At 65.3% G+C, this 23928-nt stretch carries 22 protein-coding genes; 10 read left to right on the forward strand and 12 right to left on the reverse strand.

The genetic code is table 11. From position 1 onward, the window contains the following. Positions 1-8 precede the first annotated feature (8 nt). From U5805_RS08245 to U5805_RS08255, 3 genes are all read left to right on the forward strand, one after another. Positions 9-1175, forward strand: coding sequence for an acyl-CoA dehydrogenase family protein (locus U5805_RS08245; protein ID WP_322102974.1), 1167 nt, complete (start codon positions 9-11; stop codon positions 1173-1175). Between the two features lie 66 nt (positions 1176-1241). Continuing rightward, positions 1242-1991 (forward strand): electron transfer flavoprotein subunit beta/FixA family protein, encoded by a 750-nt coding sequence (locus U5805_RS08250; protein ID WP_322102975.1) that lies wholly within the window; start codon positions 1242-1244, stop codon positions 1989-1991. Positions 1992-2001: 10 nt separating this feature from the next. Further along, a complete protein-coding gene (locus tag U5805_RS08255) occupies positions 2002-2946 on the forward strand; it encodes an electron transfer flavoprotein subunit alpha/FixB family protein (RefSeq protein ID WP_415914556.1) in 945 nt (314 codons plus the stop codon). A 237-nt stretch (positions 2947-3183) separates the two neighbouring features. On the opposite strand, the gene U5805_RS08260 is transcribed toward U5805_RS08255, so the two are convergent. Continuing rightward, positions 3184-4425 (reverse strand): CoA transferase, encoded by a 1242-nt coding sequence (locus tag U5805_RS08260; protein ID WP_322102976.1) that lies wholly within the window; start codon positions 4423-4425, stop codon positions 3184-3186. Positions 4426-4454: 29 nt separating this feature from the next. Continuing rightward, entirely contained in the window at positions 4455-5621 is a 1167-nt protein-coding gene (locus U5805_RS08265) for an acyl-CoA dehydrogenase family protein (RefSeq protein ID WP_322102977.1), read from the reverse strand. A gap of 251 nt (positions 5622-5872) precedes the next feature. Between U5805_RS08265 and U5805_RS08270 the strand changes: the two genes are divergently transcribed. The 6 genes from U5805_RS08270 (at position 5873) to U5805_RS08295 (ending at position 12581) form a co-directional block, all read left to right on the forward strand. Beyond that, positions 5873-6949, forward strand: a complete 1077-nt coding sequence (locus tag U5805_RS08270) for a MaoC family dehydratase (protein ID WP_322102978.1) — start codon at positions 5873-5875, stop codon at positions 6947-6949. Beyond that, on the forward strand, positions 6946-7941 hold the full coding sequence (locus U5805_RS08275) for an HpcH/HpaI aldolase/citrate lyase family protein (RefSeq protein WP_322102979.1): 996 nt from the start codon (positions 6946-6948) through the stop codon (positions 7939-7941). The genes U5805_RS08270 and U5805_RS08275 overlap by 4 nt, the downstream gene beginning before the upstream one ends. Positions 7942-8103: 162 nt before the next feature. Then, positions 8104-9513, forward strand: coding sequence for an arylsulfatase (locus U5805_RS08280; protein WP_322102980.1), 1410 nt, complete (start codon positions 8104-8106; stop codon positions 9511-9513). Beyond that, positions 9510-10460 (forward strand): transporter, encoded by a 951-nt coding sequence (locus tag U5805_RS08285; protein WP_322102981.1) that lies wholly within the window; start codon positions 9510-9512, stop codon positions 10458-10460. The genes U5805_RS08280 and U5805_RS08285 overlap by 4 nt, the downstream gene beginning before the upstream one ends. A 48-nt stretch (positions 10461-10508) precedes the next feature. Beyond that, positions 10509-11636: a formylglycine-generating enzyme family protein gene (locus U5805_RS08290; RefSeq protein WP_322102982.1), complete on the forward strand. Its 1128-nt coding sequence runs from the start codon at positions 10509-10511 to the stop codon at positions 11634-11636. Positions 11637-11804: 168 nt separating this feature from the next. Continuing rightward, positions 11805-12581, forward strand: a complete 777-nt coding sequence (locus tag U5805_RS08295; protein WP_322102983.1) for a GntR family transcriptional regulator — start codon at positions 11805-11807, stop codon at positions 12579-12581. Between the two features lie 28 nt (positions 12582-12609). Here U5805_RS08295 and U5805_RS08300 read toward each other — a convergent pair whose 3' ends face one another. The 10 genes from U5805_RS08300 to U5805_RS08345 all read right to left on the reverse strand — a co-directional run bounded on the left by U5805_RS08300 (position 12610) and on the right by U5805_RS08345 (position 21917). Further along, the gene (locus U5805_RS08300) at positions 12610-13209 is read right to left on the reverse strand and encodes a DUF2889 domain-containing protein (RefSeq protein WP_322102984.1); all 600 of its coding nucleotides are present in this window, start codon (positions 13207-13209) and stop codon (positions 12610-12612) included. A 73-nt stretch (positions 13210-13282) separates the two neighbouring features. Further along, positions 13283-14053, reverse strand: a complete 771-nt coding sequence (locus U5805_RS08305) for a citryl-CoA lyase (protein WP_322102985.1) — start codon at positions 14051-14053, stop codon at positions 13283-13285. Positions 14054-14069: 16 nt separating this feature from the next. Further along, positions 14070-14567: a MaoC family dehydratase gene (locus tag U5805_RS08310; protein ID WP_322102986.1), complete on the reverse strand. Its 498-nt coding sequence runs from the start codon at positions 14565-14567 to the stop codon at positions 14070-14072. An 11-nt stretch (positions 14568-14578) separates the two neighbouring features. Next, on the reverse strand, positions 14579-15742 hold the full coding sequence (locus U5805_RS08315; RefSeq protein ID WP_322102987.1) for an acyl-CoA dehydrogenase: 1164 nt from the start codon (positions 15740-15742) through the stop codon (positions 14579-14581). Further along, on the reverse strand, positions 15735-16484 hold the full coding sequence (locus U5805_RS08320) for a 3-oxoacyl-ACP reductase FabG (RefSeq protein ID WP_322102988.1): 750 nt from the start codon (positions 16482-16484) through the stop codon (positions 15735-15737). Before U5805_RS08320 ends, U5805_RS08315 begins: the two co-directional genes overlap by 8 nt. A gap of 85 nt (positions 16485-16569) precedes the next feature. After that, positions 16570-17025 carry a MaoC family dehydratase gene (locus U5805_RS08325; RefSeq protein WP_322102989.1) on the reverse strand — a complete coding sequence of 152 codons (456 nt, stop codon included), beginning with the start codon at positions 17023-17025 and terminating at the stop codon, positions 16570-16572. A 35-nt stretch (positions 17026-17060) separates the two neighbouring features. Then, entirely contained in the window at positions 17061-18257 is a 1197-nt protein-coding gene (locus tag U5805_RS08330) for an acyl-CoA dehydrogenase (RefSeq protein WP_322102990.1), read from the reverse strand. Between the two features lie 45 nt (positions 18258-18302). Next, complete coding sequence (locus U5805_RS08335) at positions 18303-19214, reverse strand: SDR family NAD(P)-dependent oxidoreductase (protein ID WP_322102991.1); 912 nt, start codon at positions 19212-19214, stop codon at positions 18303-18305. A gap of 40 nt (positions 19215-19254) precedes the next feature. Beyond that, positions 19255-20454: an acetyl-CoA acetyltransferase gene (locus tag U5805_RS08340; RefSeq protein WP_322102992.1), complete on the reverse strand. Its 1200-nt coding sequence runs from the start codon at positions 20452-20454 to the stop codon at positions 19255-19257. A 14-nt stretch (positions 20455-20468) separates the two neighbouring features. Further along, entirely contained in the window at positions 20469-21917 is a 1449-nt protein-coding gene (locus U5805_RS08345) for a 3-oxoacyl-[acyl-carrier-protein] synthase III C-terminal domain-containing protein (RefSeq protein WP_322102993.1), read from the reverse strand. 440 nt (positions 21918-22357) lie between these two features. Here U5805_RS08345 and U5805_RS08350 point away from each other — a divergent pair, with 440 nt between their 5' ends. Then, positions 22358-23914: a long-chain fatty acid--CoA ligase gene (locus U5805_RS08350; RefSeq protein WP_322102994.1), complete on the forward strand. Its 1557-nt coding sequence runs from the start codon at positions 22358-22360 to the stop codon at positions 23912-23914. Positions 23915-23928 lie beyond the last annotated feature (14 nt).

Here is a 23928-nt window from a genome sequence, read left to right on the forward strand (position 1 = left end):
GGCCCGAGATGAATTTCAACCTGAATGACGAGCAGAAGATGCTCGAAGACAGCGTGCGCCGTTTTGTCGACAAGGCCTACGCATTCGAAACACGCAGCGCCATCGTCAAGGCGGCCGAGGGCGGCAGCGCGGAAAACTGGCGCACGTTCGCCGAGAACGGCTGGCTCGCGGCCGCATTGCCGGAGGCGCACGGCGGACTGGGCGGCACCGTGCTCGACACGGCGCTGATCGCGCAGCAATTCGGGCGGGCGCTCGTGGTCGAGCCGTACCTCGGCTGCGCCGTGCTCGCGGCCCAGACGCTCGCCGCCGCGGGCACGCCGGACGTCAAGGACGCGCTGTTGTCGGCGCTCGCCGACGGTTCCGAGCGCGTCGCGCTCGCCTACAGCGAAGCGTCGTCGCGCGGAGACCCCGCCATCGTGCAGACGCTGGCGATTCGCGACAAGGACGGCTATCGCCTCGAAGGCGCCAAGACGCTCGTGCTCGGGGCGGCCCATGCCGACTGGTTCATCGTCTCGGCACGAATCGTGGACGACGGGCGCCAGGACGAGGGCATTTCGCTCTTTCTCGTGCCTGCCGGTTCGTCAGGGCCGGCGCAGCAGACGCTGCCGTTGCATGACGGCACGCAAGCCGCCGAATTGACGTTCGCGCAGTTTGCCGTGCCCGCGAGTGCGTTGCTCGGCGAGCGCGGAGCCGGCCTCGATGCGCTGCGTTTTGGCTTGTCGCATGGCATGACGGCGTTGTGCGCCGAGCTTGTCGGCGCGATGGAACGCGCGATCGAAATCACGGCGGAATATCTCAAGGTGCGCAAGCAGTTCGGCGTGCCGATCGCGAGCTTCCAGGCGCTTCAGCATCGCATGGCCGATATGGCGGCGGAACTGGAGCTTTCGCGCTCCATGCTGTACGCGATGCTCGCGGCGCTCGAATGCGAGTCGGGGAAGGCGCAGCAACTGACGCTCTCGCAAGGCAAGGCGTTCATCGGGCGCGCGGCGAAATGGGTTTGCGCCCAGGCCATTCAGTTGCATGGCGGCATCGGCATGACGGAGGAGTACGCCGTCGGGCACTACTTCAAGCGCGCCGTGGTGGCCGACATTCTGTTCGGCACCAGCGATCAGCACGAGGCGGCGAACGCAGCGGCGCTTCAGCACGCGCTGGGCGCGCAGACCGAACTGGTTTGAACCGGCGCGCGGGTGCGCGCGCGATGGCGCCGCCACGGCGGCCTCAACGGCTAAAGGAGCAGACAGATGAAAGTATTGGTGGCGGTAAAACGCGTGGTGGATTTCAACGTGAAGGTGCGGGTCAAGCCGGACGGCTCCGGCGTCGATCTCGCCAACGTGAAGATGAGCATCAATCCGTTCGACGAGATCGCGGTCGAGGAGGCGGTGCGGCTGCGGGAGAAGGGCGCGGCCAGCGAGGTGGTTGCCGTGTCGTGCGGCGTGGCCGCGTGCCAGGAAACGCTGCGCACGGCGATGGCGATCGGTGCGGATCGGGGCATCCTCGTTCAGTCCGACGAGGAATTGCAACCGCTGGCGGTCGCTCGCCTGCTTAAGGCGATCATCGACAAGGAGCAGCCGCAGCTCGTGATCCTCGGCAAGCAGGCCATCGACAACGACTGCAACCAGACCGGGCAGATGGTCGCCGCGCTGGCGGGCCTCGCGCAGTCCACGTTCGCCAGCAAGGTCGAAATCGCGGACGGTCACGCGATCGTGACGCGCGAGATCGACGGCGGCCTCGAAACGCTGAAGCTCGCGCTGCCCGCGGTGATCACGACCGATCTGCGTTTGAACGAGCCGCGCTACGCGACGCTGCCCAACATCATGAAGGCGAAGAAGAAGCCGCTCGAAACGGTGACGCCGCAGGAACTGGCGGTGGACGTGACGCCGCGGCTCAAGACGCTGAAGACGGTCGAGCCCGCCGGGCGCAGCGCCGGCGTGAAAGTCCCCGATGTCGCGACGCTGGTTGCGAAGCTCAAGAACGAAGCAAAGGTTATCTGAGGAGAACTCCATGACTGAACGGATCAATGTGCTGGTCGTGGCCGAGCACGACCATGTCTCGATCAAGGGCGCGACGCTCAGCACGGTGGCGGCCGCGCGCCAGTGCGGCGGCGAGGTTCACGTGCTGGTGGCGGGCAATGCGTCGTCGGCGGCGGCCGCCGCGGCAGCGCGGATCGAAGGCGTCACGCGCGTGCTGCACGCCGACGCGCCGCAGCTTGCCGAGGGCCTCGCGGAGAATCTGGCGGCGCAGGTCGTGGCGCTCGCGCCCGCCTATGCCGCTATTTTCTTCGCGGCCACGAGCAGCGGCAAGAACGTCGCGCCCCGCGTGGCCGCGCTGCTCGACGTCGCCCAGGTCTCGGACATCACGCGCGTGGTCGGCGCCGATACGTTCGAGCGGCCCATCTATGCCGGCAACGCGATCGTGACCGTGCAGAGCAGCGATGCCGTCAAGGTGGTCACCGTACGCGCCACGGCGTTCGACGGCGTGGCGGCGCAAGGCGGCGCGGCGGAGGTCGTCGGGATCGACGCCGTGCCGGATAGCGGCCTCTCCGCTTTCGTCGAGCGTGTCGTGGCGCAGAGCGACCGGCCGGAGCTTGCCGACGCGCAAATCGTCGTGAGCGGCGGCCGCGCGCTCGGCAGCAGCGAGCGCTTCGCCGAAGTCCTGACGCCGCTCGCCGACAAGCTGGGCGCGGCGCTCGGTGCCTCGCGCGCCGCCGTCGATGCGGGCTTCGCGCCCAACGACTGGCAGGTGGGGCAGACGGGCAAGATCGTCGCGCCGCAACTGTATGTGGCCTGCGGCATCTCGGGGGCGATCCAGCATCTGGCGGGCATGAAGGATTCGAAGGTGATCGTGGCGATCAACAAGGACCCCGAAGCACCGATCTTCAGCGTGGCCGACTACGGCCTCGAAGCGGACCTCTTCGAAGTCGTGCCGGAGTTGACCGCGGCACTCTGACGTAACGCCTGACCCGGCGCGCATGGATACCTCGTTATCCATGCGCGTTCTGCTTTTTGCGCGGCGCGAAGCTGCGCCGCCACGGCGACAAGGAGGCGAGGCGGCGAGGCGGCGAGGCGACGAGGCGACGAGGCGACGAGGCGACGAGGCGGCGTTGGCGGGAAGGGAAGAACCAGGATGCGCAGCGAACCGCGCCAGGACTCGATGCAGGCGCCGGACTGGCGCCTGCGGTGAGGATCAGCGAATCGCGCCCGACTCGCGCAGGCGGGCAACGCCGAGCGCATCGTAGCCGGCCGCGAGCAGCACTTCGTCCGTGTGTTCGCCGAGCATCGGTGCGCGGCGATGCACGCCGCCGGGGGTGCTGCTCATCTTGATCGGCACGCCGGCGATCTTGACCCGCGTGCTCGAGCCGGGCTGCTCGACGTCCACGAGCATGTCGCGCACGCGGTAGTGCGGATCGCCGAAGATTTCCGCCGACGTGTAGACCGGCCCGAACGGAACGCGGCCGCCGAAGCATTCGGCAAGCTCGGCCTTGGTCCGCACCGAAGTGAATGCCTCGATGATTTCCACCACCTGCTGCGTGTGCTTCACGCGCGCGGCGTTCGTGGCGAAGCGGGCGTCGGCGATCAATTCGGGCTGGCCGATCGCATGGGCGAGCTTTTCCCAGAAGCCGTCGTGCGCGACCGCGATCGACACCCAGCCGTCGCGCGCCTGAAACAGCCCGAACGGGCAAAGCAGCGGATGACGGTTGCCTTCCGGCGTCGGCACGGCGCCCGTGTACGAGGTCTGATAGACGATGCGCTCGCACATGGCCAGCACGCAGTCGGTCATGGCGACGTCGACGAATTGCCCCTCGCCGGTCTCGCGCGCCCGCAGCACGGCGGCCAGCAAACCGATGCAGAGCATGAGCGCCGGCACGGTGTCGCCCACGCCGGGGCCGATCTTCATGGGCGTTTCGCGGTCGGGCCCGGTGATGCCCATCATGCCGCCCATCGCCTGGGAGACGACGTCGTAAGCGGGCCACTCGGCATAGGGGCTTTCGCCGCTGCGCGGATCGCCGAAGCCGCGCACCGCGCCGTAGACGAGCCGGGGGTTGAGTTCGCGCAGGTCTTCCCACGCGAGGCCGAGCCGCTCCATCACGCCGGAGCGGAAGTTCTCGACCACGATATCGGCCTGCGCGATCAGCTTGCGCACGACGTCGAGTCCCTGAGCCGTTTTCAGATCGACGGCAATCGAGCGCTTGTTGCGGTTCACGCTCTGAAAATAGCCGCCGAAATCGCGCAGCGTGTCGTCTTCGCAGTAAGGGCCGTTGGCGCGCGTGCCGTCGCCGCTCAGGCCTTCGATCTTGATGACGTCGGCGCCATGATCCGCGAGGATCTGCGTGCAGAACGGGCCGGCCAGCATTTGCGTGAGATCGACGACGCGTATGCCGCTGAGCGCTCCGCCGGACTGCTGCGCCGTGGTGGTGGAAGTCTCCATGTTCTTCTCCTGTGCCTCGTGAAAGCCGCCTACGCAGCGGCCTTGCCGAGCAGGGCGTCGGAGATGATGCGCATCTGGATTTCGGACGTCCCCTCGAAGATCTTCGTGAGGCGGGCGTCGCGCCAGTAGCGCTCCGCGGCGAAATGCGTGGTGTAGCCCGCACCGCCGTGAATCTGCAACCCTTCGCTCGTCACGCGCTCGGACATTTCGCTTGCGAAGAGTTTCACCATCGCGGCTTCGGTGTCGCAGCGCTTGCCCGCGTCGATCTGTTCGCACACCGAATAAAGCAGCGCGCGCGACGCCTCGATTTGCGTGGCCATGTCGGCGATCTTGAAGCGGATGGCCTGGAAGTGCCCGATGGGGTGGCCGAACTGCGCGCGGTCGTGCGCATACTTCATCGAGTCTTCGAGACTGCCCTGAGCGAGGCCGATGGAGCGCGCGGCCGTATGCGCACGCGCGGTTTCGAGACCGGCCGTGGCGAGATAGAACGCCTTGCCTTCCTCTCCGACCATGCTCGAAGCGGGAACCCGGCAGCCGTCGAACGCGAGTTCCCACGTGGTCCAGCCGTGATAGCCGATCTTCGGAATCGGGCTGCCCGCGACGTTGGCGGGCAGCTCGCCGCGCGGCTTTTCGACCATGAAAGCGGAAAGCCCGCGGTGACGCGCCTTGGGATCGATCTCCGGATCGGTGCGCGCGATCACGAGAATGAAGTCGGCTTCGTCGGCGAACGTACACCAGTACTTGCTGCCGGTAATGAGCCAATCGTCGCCGTCGCGCACCGCGCGGCACGAAATGTTGGCGACGTCCGAGCCCGCGTTCGGCTCGGAAAGCGAGAAGGCGCCGAGGAATTCGCCGCGCGCCATGCGAGGCAGATAGTCCGCCTTCTTTTCGGGGCTGAGGCTCTTGAGCGCGCCGATCAAGCCGTTGCCGCGCGCGATCAGGCTCGCCACGCTCATCCAGCCGCGCGAAAGCTGTTCGGCGACGAGGCAGTACTCGTACGCGCCGAGGCCGAGGCCGCCGTACTCCTCGGGAATCAGGATGCCGAAGTAACCGAGTTCGGCCATTTCGTCGATCAGCTCGCGCGGAATCTTGCCCTTCTCGGGGTCGAGCTTGTTGGCGAGAGGAAGCACGCGCTCCATCGTGAACTGGCGCGCCGACTCCTGAATCATGCGGCGTTCGTCGGTGAGTCTCTGCATGGGGGCTCCTTGAGTTCGGTCCATGTTTCCAAGATGCGCGTTGGCGCGACTATGTACGGACATATTAGCAGTGCGCTTGATCGGAAAAAGCAGAGATTCGGGGGGTGTTAAGTTCAAATAAGAGCTTAAAATCGCGGAAAAATGCGCAATAAGTCCGCATCTTCGAAAACGGTTGACGCCGTGCGGTGTTTTCGTGAATATGTACGGACATATCGCCGACGCGCGGGAAAGCGCAGCGAAACGGAGGAAGGATGGTCAAGAACCGCAGCGGCAATTTTTTCGAGGATTTCCGCGTGGGCATGAAGCTATGCCATGCCACGCCGCGCACGCTTACCGAAGGAGACCGGAGTCTCTACATCGGGTTGACGGGAAGCCGCGCCGTGATCGGCACGGCTACGACGAACGCGCTTCAGTTGGGCTTCGACGTGCGGCCCCTTGAAGATTTGCTGGTATTCAACACGGCGTTCGGCAAAACGGTGCCCGACATCTCGCTCAATGCCGTTGCGAATCTCGGCTATGCCGACGTGCGCTTTCTCGCCCCCGTCTATCCCGGCGACACGCTCACCGTGGAAACCGAGGTGATCGGCTTGAAGGAGAACACGAGCCGCAGGAGCGGCATCGTGTACGTGCGCTCCACGGCCAGGAACCAGCTTGGCGAAGCCGTGCTCACCTGGGTGCGCTGGGTGATGGTCCACAAGCGCGACGCGCAGGCCGACTGCGCGCAAGCCCATGTGCCGGCGCTGCCGGCTTCGGTGGAAGCGGGGTGCCTGCCGCGTCATCCTTTCGGCCCGAATGTCGCGCAGATCACCGCGCTCACGGGCGTCGCCGATTTGTGGGAGGACTACGCCGTTGGCGAACGCATCGATCACCCCGGCGCGATGGCGGTCAACGACAGCGATCACAGCATCGCCACGCGGCTGTACCAGAACACGGCGAAGGCGCACTTCGACGCGCGCGCGGCATCCGCCAACGAAGGGCGCCGCCTGGTCTACGGCGGCCATGTGATGTCGATCTGCAAGGCGCTCGCGTACGACGGGATCGAAAACGCCCTGACGATGCTGGCCATCAACGCGGGCACCCACGTCAATCCCACGCTGGCCGGCGACACCCTCGTTTGCGCAACCACGGTGACCGGCAAGTTCGAATTCGGCGACGACCACGTGGGCGCGCTGCGCTTGCGCATGATCGCGGCGAAGAACGTGGATGTCGCCTCGATCGTTTTTCCCGCCGCCGACGCGGGTCGCCCCGTTCATTCGTCCGACGTCGTGCTCGATCTCGACTATACGATCGCAATGCCCAGGAAATCTGCAACACGGAGCCAGTCATGACTGTCCACACGCATCCGAAAAACGCCCTTTTCTCGGGCGAAAAACCGTTTCCCGCCTTGCCCGCCTGCGAGCACTTCGCCGGCAGCGAAAAGCTGATCGCCAAGGCGTTTGGCCTGCAAGCCGAATACGGGCCGGTTTTCGACATCACCTGCGACTGCGAAGACGGCGCGGCGGCCGGCCAGGAGCGCGAGCACGCGCAGATGGTGGCGCGCATGATCAACTCGGAACTCAACCGCTTCGGCCGCGCGGGCGCGCGCATTCACGATCCGTCGCACCCTGCGTGGCGCCAGGACGTGGAGATCATCGTCGGCGAGGCGGGGCAGCGCGTCGCCTACATCACGATCCCGAAAGCAACCACGGCGGTGCAGGTCGCCGAGGTGATCGAGCATATTCAGGCGGTCGCGCGAAAGCGCGGCGTCGATCATGCCGTCCCGGTTCATGTCCTGATCGAAACGCACGGCGCGCTGCGCGAGGTCTTTGCAATCGCGGCGTTGCCGCATATCGAAGTGCTCGACTTCGGCCTCATGGATTTCGTGAGCGGCCACCACGGCGCGATTCCCGCCGCGGCAATGCGCAGCCCGGGGCAGTTCGAGCACGCGCTGCTGGCGCGCGCCAAGGCCGACGTGGTGGCGGCGGCGCTCGCCAACGGTATCGTCCCGGCGCACAACGTCTGCCTGAATCTCAAGGACGCCGCCGTGATTGGCGCCGACGCGGGCCGGGCGCGCAACGAGTTTGGCTTTTTGCGCATGTGGAGCATCTATCCGGCGCAGATCCAGCCGATCGTCAACGCCATGCGGCCGGATTTCGAGGAGGTGGCCGACGCTGCCGCGATTCTCGTCGCGGCGCAGGACGCCGCCTGGGGGCCGATCCAGTACGAGGGCGAACTGCACGACCGCGCCACTTACCGGTACTTCTGGAGCGTGCTGGAAAAGGCGAAGGTGACGGGCATGCCGTTGCCCGCCGAAGCCGAGCAGCGCTTTTTCGCGGGCTGAGCCTGAGCCGGCCGCGCATTCGCTGCGCGGCGCTCCGGCCTCGGCGCGCCTCGACATTGATGCTTTTCGGCTGTGTGAGCGTGCGATCGGGCGATTCGCCGGCGCGGCGTAATCGGTTCGACGCACACCTCGATCATCTCGATACTAAAAAGGGGAACGCCAATGAGATCAGCGACGCTGCTGTTGCTCTTCGTGCTTAGTTTCGGCGCATTTGCCCAGGACAAGCCCAACATTGTCTTCATCCTGATGGACAACCTGGGCTACGGCGAACTGGGCGTGTATGGCGGAGGCGAACTTCGTGGCGCTCCCACGCCCCGCATCGACCAATTGGCGGCCGAGGGCATGCGCCTGACCAATTTCAACGTCGAAGCGCAATGCACGCCCAGTCGCTCGGCGATCATGACGGGACGGTTCGCGATTCGCTCGGGCACGCATTCGGTGCCGCTGCCCGGTTCTCCGGAGGGGCTCACCCAATGGGAAGTCACGATCGCCAGGCTCCTTTCGGGCGTCGGGTACGCAACCGGCCATTTCGGTAAATGGCATCTTGGCAGCGAGCAGGGCCGCTTGCCGACCGATCAGGGATTCGATGAATGGTACGGCATTCCGCGCACGACCGATGAGGCGATGTATCCGTCGCAGGCAGGGGCGAAGGCGGCCGGGTCCGTCAGGTTCATGCACGTCATGGAAGGGCGCAAGGGCCAGAGGAGCCGCGAGCTGGGCGTGTACGACCTGCAAGAGCGCCGTTTGATCGACGGTGAAATTACCCGGCGAACCATTGATTTCATGCAGCGCAGCGTTGCGGCGGGCAAGCCGTTCTACGCATACGTGCCGTACACCCAGGTTCACTTCCCGTCATTGCCCAATCCGAAATTCGAAGGTGTTTCCGGGCACGGCGAATTTGCGGACAGCCGAATGGAGATGGATGCCAACGTCGGTCAGATACTGGACGCCATTGACGCGCTACAGATCAAGGGCAACACCATCGTTGTTTTCACGAGCGACAACGGGCCGGACCCGACGTTTCCCTCCAATGGGTCGGCCGGGCCGTGGCACGGCTATTACTTTACCCACATGGAGGGTTCGCTTCGCGTGCCGTTCATCATCCGTTGGCCGGGCCATATTCCCGCTGGGCGCGTGAGCAACGAGATCGTTCACGAAGTCGATACCTTCACCACCTTTGCGCACATTGCCGGCGCGAAGATTCCCACGGACCGGCCGATCGACGGAACGGACCAGTTGGATTTCCTCTCGGGCAAGACCCGCAGTTCCGCCCGCGAGGGATTCCCGGTTTTCGTTGCAGACCGTCTTGAAGCGGTGAAGTGGCATGACTACAAGATGGCTTTTTACGGCGACGAGCGCGATTGGTGGACGCCGCCCACACAGTTGGGTGTGCCGAAGATTTTCGATCTTCTGAACGACCCCACGGAAGAGTATGGCAAAACGCTCACGCCGGACGGTTGGACCGCGGGGCCGATGATGAAGATCGTCAGTGATTTCCGGTCGAGCGTGAAAAAGTACCCGTTGATCCCGCCGGGCGCACCGGACCCCTATAAGCCGGCAAAGGAAAAATGATGCGCGTTCTCGTGCTCGCTGCCATGCTGGTCACGTCGGTTGCCGTCGCGGACGAAGGCGGCACCAGTTTCTGGCTCCCCGGCAATTTCAGCAGCCTGGCGGCTGTTCCGACCGACCCCGGATGGGCGCTGCCGGTCATCAATTACTACAGCTCGGCGAATGCGGGAGCGGACCGTACTTTCATCCGCGGGGATCGCGTGAGCGCCGGCGTTAGGGCGCAAGGCGACTTCCTTTTCCTTTCGCCGACCTACACCTTCGCCACGCCGCTGGCCGGCGCGCAGGCTTCAATCAGCGTGACAAGCGCAATCGGTTACGTCAACGCAAGCGCCGACGCATCGTTGAGATCGCCGAACGGGGCGGCCGTGGCCGGTAGTCAGTCGGACTCGCGCATGGGGTTCAGCGACCTTTACCCGACCGCGACGCTCAAGTGGAACCATGGCGTCCACAATTTCATGACGTACGCCGCCGCCGAAGTGCCGGTGGGGACTTACGACAAGACCCGGCTCGCCAATATCGGATTGAACCACTGGGCGATCGACGGGGGCGTGGGCTACACCTATTTCAACGAGAAATCGGGCAACGAATTCTCGTCGGTGCTCGGTCTCACCTACAACTTTGAAAATCACGCCACGCATTACCGTAATGGCAACGACCTTCACCTCGACCTCGCGGCATCCCACTTCTTTTTGCCCACGTTTCATGCGGGGCTGGTCGGATATTTCTACCAGCAGTTGACGGGCGACAGCGGCAGCGGCGCGATATTGGGCGATTTCAAATCCAGAGTGGCGGGAATCGGGCCTCAGGCAGGCTGGTTCTTCAACGTGGGTAAAAGAAAGTGGTACGCAAACATACGTGGCTATTACGAGTTCGCGGCACAGAATCGACCCTACGGCTGGAACCTCTGGCTCACGCTGGCGATTCCTCTGTCCGAGCCTGCTGCGCCGTAAGCAAACGTCGCAAAGGTCTTAGCGATTGTTCATAGCCCAGGAAAGCGGATGAAAGTCTTGACTCGCTGGAGGTTCATCGGCGCCGTTGCCGCCTGCGCCGTCGTGCTTGGCTGCGTGTATGCGGCTCGCGGCGAACACGTCGCGCCCAGGCCGCTCACGCTCGGAAACGGCATCTCCGGACCTCGGAACATGGTCTGGATACCGGGCGGCAAATTCGTGATGGGCAGCAGCAGTCGGCATGCCCAACGCAACGAAGGGCCGCCTCATGAGGTGAAACTGAGCGGCTACTGGGTCGATCGCTATGACGTGACCAATGCCGATTTCGCGAAGTTCGTCGCGGCAACGGGATATGTCACGACTGCCGAACGCAAGCCGCGCTGGGAAGACCTGAAGGTGCAACTGCCGGCTGGCACGCCACGGCCCGACGATAGCGTGCTCGTGCCGGGCGCGCTCGTGTTTCAGGGGACGGACGCGCCGGTTCCGTTGAACGACTACTCGAGGTGGTGGAGGTACATGCCGGGCGCCGACTGGCGTCATCCGACGGGGCCGGACAGCAGTATCGCAGGCAAGGAAAATCATCCGGTCGTACAGGTTTCCTATGAGGACGCGCAGGCGTACGCACGGTGGGCTCATAAGCGTCTGTTGAGCGAGGCAGAATGGGAGTACGCGGCGCGAGGCGGACTTGAACAGGCCGACTACGCATGGGGTGCGGATTTCGCGCCCAACGGCAAGAAGATGGCGAACACCTGGGACGATGCGGCCCGGCCGTTCCCGGTTTCCGCAGCGGATGTTTCGGGCGAGAAAGTCCACGTGGGTACTTCGCCCGTCGGTCAATACGCGCCGAATGGCTATGGTCTTTACGACATGGCCGGCAACGTATGGCAATGGGTTGCCGACTGGTATCGCGCGGATGCCTTTCGTATCGAAGCGGCGTCGCCGGGCACTGTCGAAGATCCGCGCGGACCGGCAACCAGTTGGGACCCGGAGAGCGCCGTGACCACGGCGCCGTCGCGAGTGACCCGGGGCGGCTCGTTTCTATGCAGCGAGACCTATTGCATGAGTTACCGGACCAGCGCCCGGCGCGGCACGGACCCCGCAAACAGCATGTCGCATCTGGGCTTCCGTCTGGCGATGGACGAAAGCCAATGGGAGGCGCGGCGCGACGGCGCGCATTGACGTTGCCGGTCGCGCATCGAACAGGCGAAGAGAGAACGTCTCGCGAGGTTTCGCCGTGCGATCGTTCCGGGCTGCCCCACCGGTTTATCGGCAGCCCGCAGCCCTCACGTACAATCGTTCTCTGCGAAGCGGCGCCCACGCGCTACCGTAACGACGATGCAGCAACCCATGAGCGCGAACCCCAAAGATAACCCGATCAATCCGCCGTTGCCGACCACCCGGTACGCCGCACTCGCGCAAGCGCTGGTGAAAGCCATTTCCGGCGGGCGCTATGCGGTGGGGAGCTTGCTGCCGACGGAACCGGAACTGGCCGAGTTGTACAGCGTAAGCCGTCACACGGTGCGGGCGGCGCTCAAGATGCTTCAGGATCTGGGGTACATTTCGCGCAGGAAGTCGGTCGGTACGATCGTCGAGAGCGCCAATCCGCGAACGGCTTTCACCCAGTCGTTCGAAACCCCCGAAGACCTGATGAGGGTGGCGGCAACCGAAGTGCGCTCGATCGAGACGGCCACGCCGGTCAAGCTCGATCGCGCGCTGGCGCGGACCTTGGAGGCGCCGCCGGGAAGTCACTGGATACGGCTTTCGGGGTTGCGCGTTGAGGCGGGAAAGCGCGGGGCGCCGCTCGCGTGGGCCGACATTTATATCGACGCCGCGTTTGCGCATTTGATCGACGAAATTCGCAGCCGCCCAGGCGAACTCGTGAGCGCGATGATCGAGCGCGAGAGCGGACAGCCGTTCGACGAAATCAGGCAGATCGTGAGGGGCGTGCTGATCGACGCCGCGCTCGCCAGGCGGCTGAAGGTGGAACCCGCCTCGGCGGGGCTGCGGCTCGTCCGGCACTATCGTCGTCAGGACGGCCGCATCCTGGAGATTTCCGATACGCGCTATCCGGCCGACCGCGTATCCGTATCGTTTCAACTCAAGCGCGGCCGGCTGCCCGGCTGAGCCCGGGCCGGCCGCTCCATGGCTGCGTCTACGTCGCGGGCCGTCTGTGCAGCGGCCACAGCACCTTCATGGCCTCGCCATCGGCGCGATTGGTGTAGCAACTGTTGATGACCGCGGGCGGAGCCATCGTTCCGGATTCGTCGGCGGGCAGCCGTCCGTTGCGCTCGACGCGACCCACCGCGAAGCGCGTTTGCATCGCCGTATTCGCGAGCAGGCCCAGCAGCTCGGTCAGGTGCGTGCAGCCGCTCACTCCGCCAACCACCGCCTTGATCTGCTTGCGAAAGCCCGCGCCGATCTGCATGCCTTTGAGCCCCGCATAAGCCGACTCGATGTCCACGCAGTACACGGTCGGACCCGCCTCGATATGCGCCTTCACGTCCTGAATCACCATTTTCGTGTCCAGCGTCATGACGATGCGCATGTGATGAATCGGCTCGCCGGCGGGCACGCGCTTGAAGAGGAGATCGGTGTCGACCGGGGTGATGTCGCGCAGTTCGCCTTCGATGTCGAAAAGACCGTCGCTGCGCAAATAGCCGTTGCAGCTCATCGTGCGCGTATGCATGAGCTTGCGCGCAGCGGCTGAATCGGTTGAACCGGCTGAAACAGGGGAAGCGGGGGAGGTGTCCATGGAGAGCATCCTTTTTCCACGAATGAAAAGGCGGCGCCCCGCCTCAGTGCCGCGGGACGCCCGAGGGTGGAGATCAGGGCAGGACGTTGCGCGGGTCGTCCCTCAGCACGAGTTGCCAGGCTTCGCGGGCCATGGGTGCGCTCTTTTCTTCCATGATGTGGGCGAGCAGGCCGGCCGAACGGCCGACCAGCGAAAGGCCGCGAGCGATCAGCGGATCGAGGCCCATCGCGGCGACGATGGCCGCGATCGCGCCCACCGCGTTCAGCGGCAGCGGCTTCTTCTGCTCCTGGGTGAGCACGTCGCCGATCGCGTCCATGAGCCGCCAGTGTACGTTGTAGTAGCCGTTCTCGCGGGCCAGTTCGCGCAGCGTGGGAACGCGCGGATCGCCGTCGATATGGATCGGATGCCCCACGCCGTAAATCGCGCGGCGCTGCTCCTTGTGCTGGCGAATCACCGCGCGGGCGGCTTCGCGAACCTGCTCGTCGCTGGCGTCCGCTTGCAGGTCTTTCGCGCCTTCCAGCAGCATTTCAGCCGCATTCTGCATCGTGCCGAGAAATACGCTGCCCGCGCCCAGCAGGCCGGCCGCGACCGCGCCCTGGAGCGCTTCCGGCGCGCCGATATAGGTCAGGCGGCCGGCGAGCGAACTGGGCGTGATGCCGTGGTCGGCCGTGGTCACCAGCAGCGCGTTGACCATGACCTTCTCGCGCGGCTCGGGTTTGCGGCCGAGCGTGGTGAAAAAGATCATGTCGATGAAATCGAACTTGCCGATGATCTCGGTCGACAGGTTGAGGCCGCGCACCATGATGGTGTCGGTCGTGGTGTAGCCAATTTCGGTCTTTACCATGAAGCTGTCTCCGCAATCACTGCGCCGCCGGGTGGCGTCGCTTGAACAGGCACGTCGCGGCCATCTCGGCGACGCACTCGTTGCGCTGGTTGATGCCGCGACGCATGAAGGCGATGATGCCGCGTTCCGGCCGGCTCGTTTCGCGCTGTTCGAGCACTTCGATCTCGACGCGCAGCGTGTCGCCGATGAAGGTCGGCTTCGGGAACTTGAGCCGGTTTTCCAGCACGCTGAAAAGCGCGCCTTCCATCAACTGGTTGGGAATCGAGCGCGAGGTCAGACCGGCCATGAACGAAGCGACCAGCATGCCGTGCGCGATGCGCTGGCCGAAGATCGTGCCCTTCGCGTATTCGGCGTCCACGTGTACCTTGTTGAAGTCGCCGGTGAGGGCGGCGAACGCCGCCACGTCGGCTTCCGTGATCGTGCGCGAGGAAGTGGTGTAGGTCGTGCCGGGCGTGAGGTCTTCCCAGTAGATCGACGCCTTGGCGATCTCTTCGAGGACGCTGGTTTCAGTCATGTTGTGTCTCCTTAGGTGAGCGCTGAAATGCCGAGGATCTCGCGCCCGATGATGAGTGTTTGGATTTCGGTCGTCCCTTCGGGGATCATGCCGCCGCGCGTGTCGCGGAAGATGCGCTCGATCGGGTACTCGGTCGCGTAGCCCATGCCGCCGTGTACCTGTAGCGCGTGATTCGCGACGTCGAATGCGGCTTCGGTCGCGTACAGCTTGGCGATCGAGCATTCGGTGCGCGCCGTGCCGTTCTGCATCGCGCGCGCGGCGCGATAGCCCAGCGCGCGGGCGGCCAGCGTTTTCGCGCTCATGTCGACGATATGCTTCTGCACGAGCTGGAACGATCCGATCGCGCGGCCGAACTGCTTGCGCTGCTTCGCGTATTCGATGGAAAGATCGAGTGCGCTTTGCGCCGCGCCGACCGCGCCCATCGCAACGTTCAGGCGTCCGAAGTTAAGGCCGATCAAGATTTGCCGCAGCCCTTCGCCTTCTTCGCCGATCAGGTTCGCAGCGGGAATCTCCGCATTTTCGAACGTAAACGCGGCGGTGCCGGTGCTGCGCGCGAACATCGTTTCGACCGGGCTCACGTCGAATTTCGTTTCGCTGCTCTCGACGAGAAAGAGCGATAGCTTGCCGTCGCACTGCTCGCTGTAGGTGCGCGCCACAACGATGCCGAAGTCGGCGAACAGACCGTTGGTGATCCACAGCTTGCTGCCGTTGAGCACGTAGCGGTCGCCGCGCTTGTCGGCGCGCGTCTTGATTTCGGCGACGTTCGAGCCGACGTCCGGTTCGGAGATCGACACGAAGGTCTTGCGTTCGTTGCGCAGCAACGGCCGCATGAATCGCGCTTTCTGGTCTTCCGTGCCGTATGCGTTGATGATGCCCGAGACGATGTTGAGGCCGTTGAGCAGGATGCGCAGCGAAAGCCAGCAATAGCCGGCCTCTTCCATCATCACGGCCCAGGTCAGATAGTCGATGCCGAGGCCGCCGTCCGCTTCGCTCAAATGGCCGCCGAGATAACCGAAGTCGCCGAGGCCGGTGAGCACTTCGTGCGGAAAGCGCTTGTCGCGCTCCGCCTGCTGGATGCGCGGCGTGACGTGCTGCTTCAGGTAACGGCGGATGTTGTCGCGCAGCAGTTGCTGGCTGCTGTCGAGGCCATCGACGTCGCAGTCGAGATCAGCCATAACGTCCTCCGGTCACGAAGAGCGTGGTGCCGGTGATGTAACGGGCGTGCTCGGACGCCATGAACGCGACGGCGCCCGCGATGTCGCTGGTCTGCCCGGCGAACGTCACCGCGTTCTTGGCCAGCGCGTTTTCGCGAATCGTGTCGTAGTTGGGCAGGCTCTGGATATATTCCGTTTCGATGAAGCCCGGCGCGATGGCGTTGACCGTGACGCCCTTGCGCGCCTGCTCCAGCGAGAGCGCACGCGTGAACCCGACGAGCCCCGCCTTGGCGCTCGAATAGTTGGCCTGGCCGGGGTTGCCGAACATCGCCCGCGAGCTGATGTTGATGATGCGGCCCCAGCCGCGCTCGTGCATGTGCGGCAGCACGGCGCGGCAGCAGTGGAACGCGCCCTTGAGCGTGACGTTCAGGACGAGGTCGAAGTCGGCTTCTTCCATCTTGAGCAGCGTGCGGTCCTTCACGAGGCCCGCGTTGTTCACCAGCACGTCGATGCGGCCGAACGCCTCGGCGCCGGCGCCGACCATCTTTCGCACCTGCTCCTCGCTACGCACGTCGCACTGCACGGCGATCGCCTTGCCGCCGTTCGCCTCGATATGACGCGCGTTTTCCTGTGCCGCGTCGGCGTCGAGGTCGGTGACGACCACGGCCATGCCCTCGGTGGCGAGCATGCGCGCCGTTTCCGCGCCAATGCCGCGGGCGGAGCCCGTCACGATTGCCACGCGATCTTTCAGTCCCAGATCCATCTTCGTTCCTCCATTCCTGGTTGGATTAGTTTGCGGCCGCCTGGCCGTTGCGCCTTGCCGTTGCGCCTCGTCGTATCCCGCGATCTCAGGGATAGCGCCGCAAGATCGATTCGGCGATGCACACCGGTTTGGCCGAACCTTCGCGCTCCACGGTCATTTCCACTTTTATCTGTGCGCCGCCGTTCTCGAGCGGCTCCCACGCCAGCAGGCGAAAATGCGCGCGCACGAGGCTGCCCACCGGCACCGGGGCGGGGAAGCGCACCTTGTCGAGCCCGTAGTTCACGCCCATGCGGCTTTGCTCGATGCGATACGCCGTGGAGGAGAGCACCGGCAGCAGGCTCAGCGTGAGAAAGCCATGCGCGATCGCGCCGCCGAACGGGCCGTTTTTCGCGCGTTCCGGGTCCACGTGAATCCACTGGTGATCGCCGGTGGCGTCGGCGAACAGATTGATGCGCGCCTGGTCGATCGTCGTCCACTCGCTCGTGCCGATCACTTCGCCGACCAGCGGCTGAAGGTCGGCGATCGTTTGATACGTCTTCATGTCGGTTCCTTCGATTTCGATGTGACCGTTCGCATTCAAAACTGAAACAGCGCGCGCGCGACGATGGTGCGCTGAACTTCGCTCGTGCCGCCATAGATCGTGGACGCGCGGCGGAAGAACATTTCGTTGGCAAGGCCGCGGCCAAGCTCCTGCATCGGCAGCGTTGCCGCGTCGCGTTCCTGCGGACCCGGATACGCGATGGCGCCGTGATCGCCGAGCGACTCCACCACGAACGCGCTCATCTGCTGTTGCAGTTCGGTCGCGCGCACCTTGAGGATCGAGCCCATGGCGTGAGCCGCGGGGCTGTGATCCTGCTCCAGTGCCGCCACGCGCTGCACCATCATGGCGATGGCGTTTGTTTCCGCTTCGAAACGCGCGAGACGCAGGGCGAAACTGGTGCGCTCGATCAGCGGGCTTGCGCCGTCGCGCGCGAGGACCGCGAGCGAGCGCAACTGCTTGAGGTAGCGTCGCAGCACCGGCAGGTCGGCGGTCGAAGCGTGCTCGTTGTTGAGCAGGAACTTGGTGATCGACCATCCCTCGCCCTCGGCGCCCACGCGGTTCGATACGGGCACGCGCACGTTGTCGAAGAACGTTTCGTTCAGGTGATGGCAGTCGTCGATGCTGCGGATCGGGCGCACCGTGATGCCGGGCGTCTTCATGTCGACCAGCAGGAAGCTGATGCCGGCCTGCTTCTTCGCTTCCTGGTCGGTGCGCACCAGCAGAAAAATCCAGTCGGCCCGATGCGCGTAACTGGTCCAGATCTTCTGGCCGTTGACGACGTAGTGGTCCCCGTCACGATCGGCGCGCGTGCGCAGCGAGGCGAGGTCCGATCCCGAGCCAGGCTCGGAAAAGCCCTGGCACCATTGACGCTCGCCGCTCAGCAGCAACGGCAGATGCGCCGCTTTTTGCTCAGGTGTGCCAAATGCATTGAGCACGGGGCCGAGCAGTTTCTGCGCGCCGCCGTCCTGGGTCGGCGCGCCCGCATTCATGCATTCCTCGTCGAAAACGAGGCGCTCCTGCACGCTCCAGCCCGGGCCGCCATGTTCGGACGGCCACGAAGGCGTGCCCCAACCCTGCTCGTTGAGGATGCGCTGCCAGCGCGTCACGTCCTCGCGCGCCGAACGCGTGCCGGTGCGCAGCGGGCGGACGAGGTCGGCCGGCAGACGCTCGCGCAGGAAGGTGCGCACGTTCTGCCGGAAGGCCTCGAGGTTTCGATCAGGCTGGAAATCCATGTGTACTGTTCCTTTGCGTGCTGGCGGAGCGCGGAGCCGTCCCGCTCAGACCGGGTCCCAGGCGAAGACGTCGCGCGAGAGTTCGAGCGGGTAGAACGACTTCTCGAACATCGGAATGGCGCGCTCCACGCAGGACTCCACCGTCCAGCCTTGCGCCGTGTGCGCGGTGCGGATGGGGCGCGGCTGCGAGAACAGATAGATTTCGTTGTTTCGCACACCGAAGATCTGGCCGTTGACGTGCTTTGCGTTGTCGGTGAGAAGGGCGAGCGTGAACGGCGCGATCTTGCCGGATTCCATCGTCATGTAGACCTTCATGCGCTCCTTCGCTTCATCCGATTCGGTCGGCACGCTGCCGACCATGCGCGTGAACGCGAACGGCGCGATGCAGTTCGAGCGCACGTTGAAGCGCTGCATGTCGATCGCGATGGACTTGGACAGCCCTACGATGCCCATCTTGGCGGCGGCGTAGTTCGCCTGGCCGAAGTTGCCGATCAGCCCCGAGGTCGAGGTCATGTGTACGAACGCACCGCTTTCCTGCGCCTTGAAGTGCGGCGCGGCGGCGCGCGACATGTTCCAGGAACCCTTCAGATGGACGCGGATGACGGCGTCGAACTCTTCTTCGGTCATGCGGTGGAACACCGTGTCGCGCAGATTGCCGGCGTTGTTGACCACGGCATCGACGCGGCCGAAGGTGTCGAGCGCCTGCTGGACGATCTTCTGCGCCGATTCCCATTCCGCGACGCTATCGGTGTTGGCGGCGGCTTCGCCGCCCGCCGCGCGAATCTCGTCCACGGTCTGCTGCGCGGGGCCGGCGCTGCCGCCGGAGCCGTCGATGTTCACGCCGAGATCATTGACGATGACGCGCGCGCCCTGGCGCGCGGCCTCGCAGGCAATGCCCTTGCCCACACCGGCGCCCGCGCCGGTCACGATGACAACCTTTCCTTCGAGCAAACCCATTGTGTACTCCTCGATGAATCGGAATCCTGATGTTCCGTTGTTAGTGGTGAAGACCCAGCACGCTGATCGCGGCAATACCTTGGTAGGGCACGCCGCCCAGGTTGTGCGTGAGCCCGATGGCCGGGTCCTTGAGCTGGCGCTCGCCGGCGCGGCCCTGCAACTGGTTGTAGATTTCGTAGGCCATGCGCAGGCCCGACGCGGCGATGGGATGGCCGAAGCATTTGAGGCCGCCGTCGATCTGGCACGGCACGCCGCCGTCGCGGTCGTAGAAGCCGTCGAGCACGTCGTGCACCGCGCGTCCCGCTTCGGAGATGAAGAGATCCTCCATCGTCACGAGTTCGGTGATGGAGAAGCAGTCGTGGACTTCGATCAGATCGAGCTGTTCGCGCGGGTTCGTGATGCCGGCTTCGGCGTAGGCGCGTTGTGCCGCGTTGCGCGTGTTGCGCACGTGGCTGCCGTCCCACACGTTGGTCGTCGATTCGATGCCGGAACTCACGCTCAACTGGATCGCCTTGATCGTCACCATGTCCTTGCGGCCGAGCGCGCGTGCGATTTCCGGCGTCGTGACGATGGCCGCCGCCGCGCCGTCGCTCACGCCGCAGCAATCGAAGAGGCCGAGCGGTTCCGCGATGATCGGCGCGCCGAGAATCTGCTCCATCGTCACGGCTTTGCGCAGATGCGCCTTGGGACTCAGCACGCCGTTCTGATGGCTTTTCCACGACACGCGGGCCAGCGCGCGCTTGAGTTCGTCCTTCGCGATGCCGTGCCGCGTGCGATAGCCGTCGGCCAGTTGCGCGAAGCCCGCGGGCGCGGAGCCGAGCGGCAGCCACAGGTCGTTCATCGTGCCCTTGTAGGTGGGCGGCAGGCCGCCGTAACCGGTGTCCTTGAGCTTTTCCGCGCCGATGGCCAGAGCGATGTCCACCGCGCCCGAGGCGACCGCGTAGGCCGCGCCGCGCAGCGCTTCGGTGCCGGTCGCGCACATGTTTTCCATGCGGCTGAACGGAATGCCGTCGAGGCGCAGCGCGAGCGAGGCCGGAATGGCCGAGTTGCCCACGTTCACCGCGTCGAGACACGAGCCGTACCACGCGGCGCCGATCTCGTTGCGCGCGATGCCCGCGTCCGCGAGCGCTTCGTTGAATGCCTCGGCGAGCAGGTCGTGCGTGCCCGCGTCCCAACGCTCGCCAAAGCGCGAGCAGCCCATGCCGATGATGGCGACCTTGTCCTTGATACCGTTTGCCATGGTTGTCGGCTCCGTTATGCCGCAAGCGGCGTGGCTTTCCAGAAATAGCGCGGATAGTTGCGCGCCTTGTCGATGTCCTTGATGCGGAACACCATGCGCAGCGGCGTGCCCACGTCGAGACCTGCCGTGCCGACGTCGGTGACTTCCATCAGCACGCGCGCGCCGTTGTCGAACTGCACGAAGCCCACGTAAAGCGGCGGGGCCGGGTGGTACGAGAGCCAGTCGGCGGTCATCGTCAGCACCTTCGCGCCCACGTCGTAGAGCGCCACAGGCTCGAACTCCGTGGCGCTCGCGTGGCAGTTTTCGTTCACGCAATAAGCCAGTTGGGGAAACTGCACGGTGCCGCAGCGGCACTTGCCGGCCACGAAGCCGCCGAGCTGCCACGCGCTGCGGTATTGCTCGGTGAACGCGGTCTTGACCTGCTTTTCGGCGCGCATGCCCCATTCGAGGTCGATGGCGTTGTCGTACGAGAGCATGCGCAGATAGTCGCCATGCACCTGGGCGTCGGCGAGTGCCTGCGCCAGGCCGCGGCGCGAACTGAACGACGCGATGGCGTCGGTGGTCTTGAGCACGAGCACGTCGCATCCCTGGCCGAAGCCCGCCACCACGACGATCTCGCCCGGGTGCGCGCGTTCGAGCGTGGCCGCGAGCATGAGACACGGATGCGCGGCGCCCGCGTAGCCGCAGTGTTCGTCGAGATGATCCGCAACGGCCGGCGCGGCGATGCCGGCGCGCTTGGCCACGGTTGCGCCCACGCCCTTGAGCGGCGCGGCGAATACGAAGTGCGCGACCGCGTCGGCGGGCACGCCCGCGCTTTCGAGCGCGGCCTTGACGGTGGCCGGGACGATCTTCGCGTAGCCTTCGTCGCGAATCCAGCGCTCCTCCCAGTAGTAATCGTGCTTGCCGTCGGCGGCGCGAAAATGATCGACGAACAGATTGGCCTCGCTCGCGCTGCCGATGAGTTCGGCAATCACGCCTTCGCTGCCCAGCGTGAACGCCGCGGCGCCCGCGCCGTACGCGAGTTCCTGCGCGCTGGCGGGCTTGGCCGCCGGATGGTCGCTCGCGACGAACAGCACGTCCTCTCGCGCCGCGCGCAGGTGGTTCAGCAGGCCCGCAACGCCGGCGCGCTGCGATTGCCCAATTTCGAGCGTGCGCACGCTGGCGGGCAATTCGAGCGCGCCGGCGACGATGCTCGCGCCTTGCAGATCGGCGAAGGCGGGGCGGGTCGTGGCGAGCGTCAGCGCTTCGATGTTCGTGCGCGCGCGCTGGCCGAGCGCGTCGCGGGCGGCTTCGACGGCCATCGTGATGCTGTCCTCGTCCCAACTGCAAAAGGCGCGCTCGCCTTTGGGCGCGGAACCGGCGGCGCCGCTCATCCAGCGATGGGCGGCGGCAATGGCGGCGCGCTGCATGCGCAGGCGCGGCACGTAGCCGCCATAGCCGGTGATGCCATACGTTCGGGTCATGCTTACCTCGCGGTCTTGGATGCTTGATGAGTCCTGCCGTCGAGCGGACCTTGGTGGTGCAGGGCGCCCGGGTAGCCAAATCATCGCCAGAGGTCCGATCGGGGCCACTCCCCAACGCGGGGGGCGGCGAGGACGGCACTTAAACGCCGGGTGGGAAGCGTGCGAACCGCCCGACGAGGGCGAGCGTAATGTCGGGACGGCGTGAAGGGGGGGCGACGGGCGGCACGAAGCGCGGCACGGAGGACAGCACGAAGGGGCCGGGTGCGGCAGGCGCGCCCGGCGAAGGCGCAAACGGAACTTATGCGCGTGGCCGGAGCGGCTTGCCCCCTGAGTCGAGGGGGCGGCGATATCATGCCCGGCGCCATACTGGCGCAAACGATTTTTCGTCCATTTCAGGGCCGCGCGTTCCGATATGGATACCGACAACGGAGACAATCACGATGTATCTCACCCAATGCCTGCATCGCGCGGTTCAGCAATACCCGGACCGGACGGCCACTGCGTTTCGCGGGCGTCGCCGCAGCTACGGCGAATTCGGCGAACGCGTCGCGCGCCTCGCGGGCGCGCTCGTGGGCCTCGGCATGGCGCATGGCGACCGGGTCGCGATGCTGGCCCCGAATTCGGACCGGTACGTCGAGTACATCATGGGCGTGTGGTGGGGCGGCGGCGTGCTCAATCCCATCAACGTGCGCTGGAGCGTGCCGGAAATCGTCTATTCGCTGGACGATTGCGATACGCGCATCCTGTTCGTCGACGACGCTTTCCTGCCCCATGTCGAGGCGATTCGCGCGAAAGCGAAGCACGCGCCGCTCGTGATCTACGCGGGCGACGGCGAGGCGCCCCAGGGCATGCTCTCGTTCGAGACGCTGATCGCCGATACGCCGCCCATCGAGGACGCCTGGCGCGGCGGCAACGATCTCGCCTGCATCATGTACACCGGCGGCACCACGGGCTTTCCGAAGGGCGTGATGCAGACGCACCTGAACCTGTGGTCCGGTTGCGTGCCGCGTCTCGCGGAGATGCCGCAGCCGCCCAATTGCGTCGTCATGCACGTGGCGCCGCTCTTTCACGTGGCGGGGCTCGGGCGAGTCGCGACGCAGTTCCTCGCGGGCGGCACGCACGTGCTGGTGCCGTCGTTCGACGCGGGCGAGCTGCTCGCAACCATCGAACGGGAAGGCGTGACCGAATCGGTGCTGGTGCCGACGATGATTCAGGCGCTGCTCGCGCATCCCGACCTCTCGCGCTACAACCTGAGCAGCCTGCGCCGGCTGTACTACGGCGCGTCGCCGAGCGCGGGCGCGATGGTCGAGCAACTGCTCGTGCAGTTTCCGGGCATCGAACTATCGCACAGCTATGGCCTGACCGAGACGTGTCCCGTCGTGTCGAGCAATCCGCCGGAGAATCACAGCGAGGCCGCGCGCCGCAGCGGGCTTTCGCGCTCGGTGGGGCGCGGCGGGATCGGCGTCACCATCCGTATCGTCGATACCGAAGGACGCGAGGTGCCGCGCGGGACGGTGGGCGAAATTGTCGTTCGTGGTCCTAACATCACGCCGGGATACTGGAACAAGCCCGAGGAAACGGCGCGCGCCATGCGCAACGGTTGGTTCCATACCGGCGACGGCGGGTACATGAACGAGCAGGGCTATGTGTTCATCGTCGACCGCATCAAGGACATGATCGTGACGGGCGGCGAAAACGTCTATTCCGCCGAGATCGAGAACGTGATCGCGCGCCATCCCGCGGTGGCGATGTGCGCGGTGATCGGCGTGCCGCACGAGCACTGGGGCGAGGCGGTTCACGCCGTGGTGGTGCTCAAGCCCGGCGCCGCGCTCGACGAAACCACGCTGCGCGAGCATTGCCGCGAGTTCGTCGCAAGCTACAAATGCCCGAAGACCGTGGAGTTTCGCGAAGCGCTGCCGCTTTCCGGCGCCGGGAAAATTCTGAAGAAGGATCTGCGCGAGCCTTACTGGAGCGGCAAGGCTCGCGAGGCGAAGTAACACGGATTGCAGGC

Source organism: Paraburkholderia sp. J41 (assembly GCF_905220235.1).
In the GTDB taxonomy this organism is placed as follows: Bacteria; Pseudomonadota; Gammaproteobacteria; order Burkholderiales; family Burkholderiaceae; genus Paraburkholderia.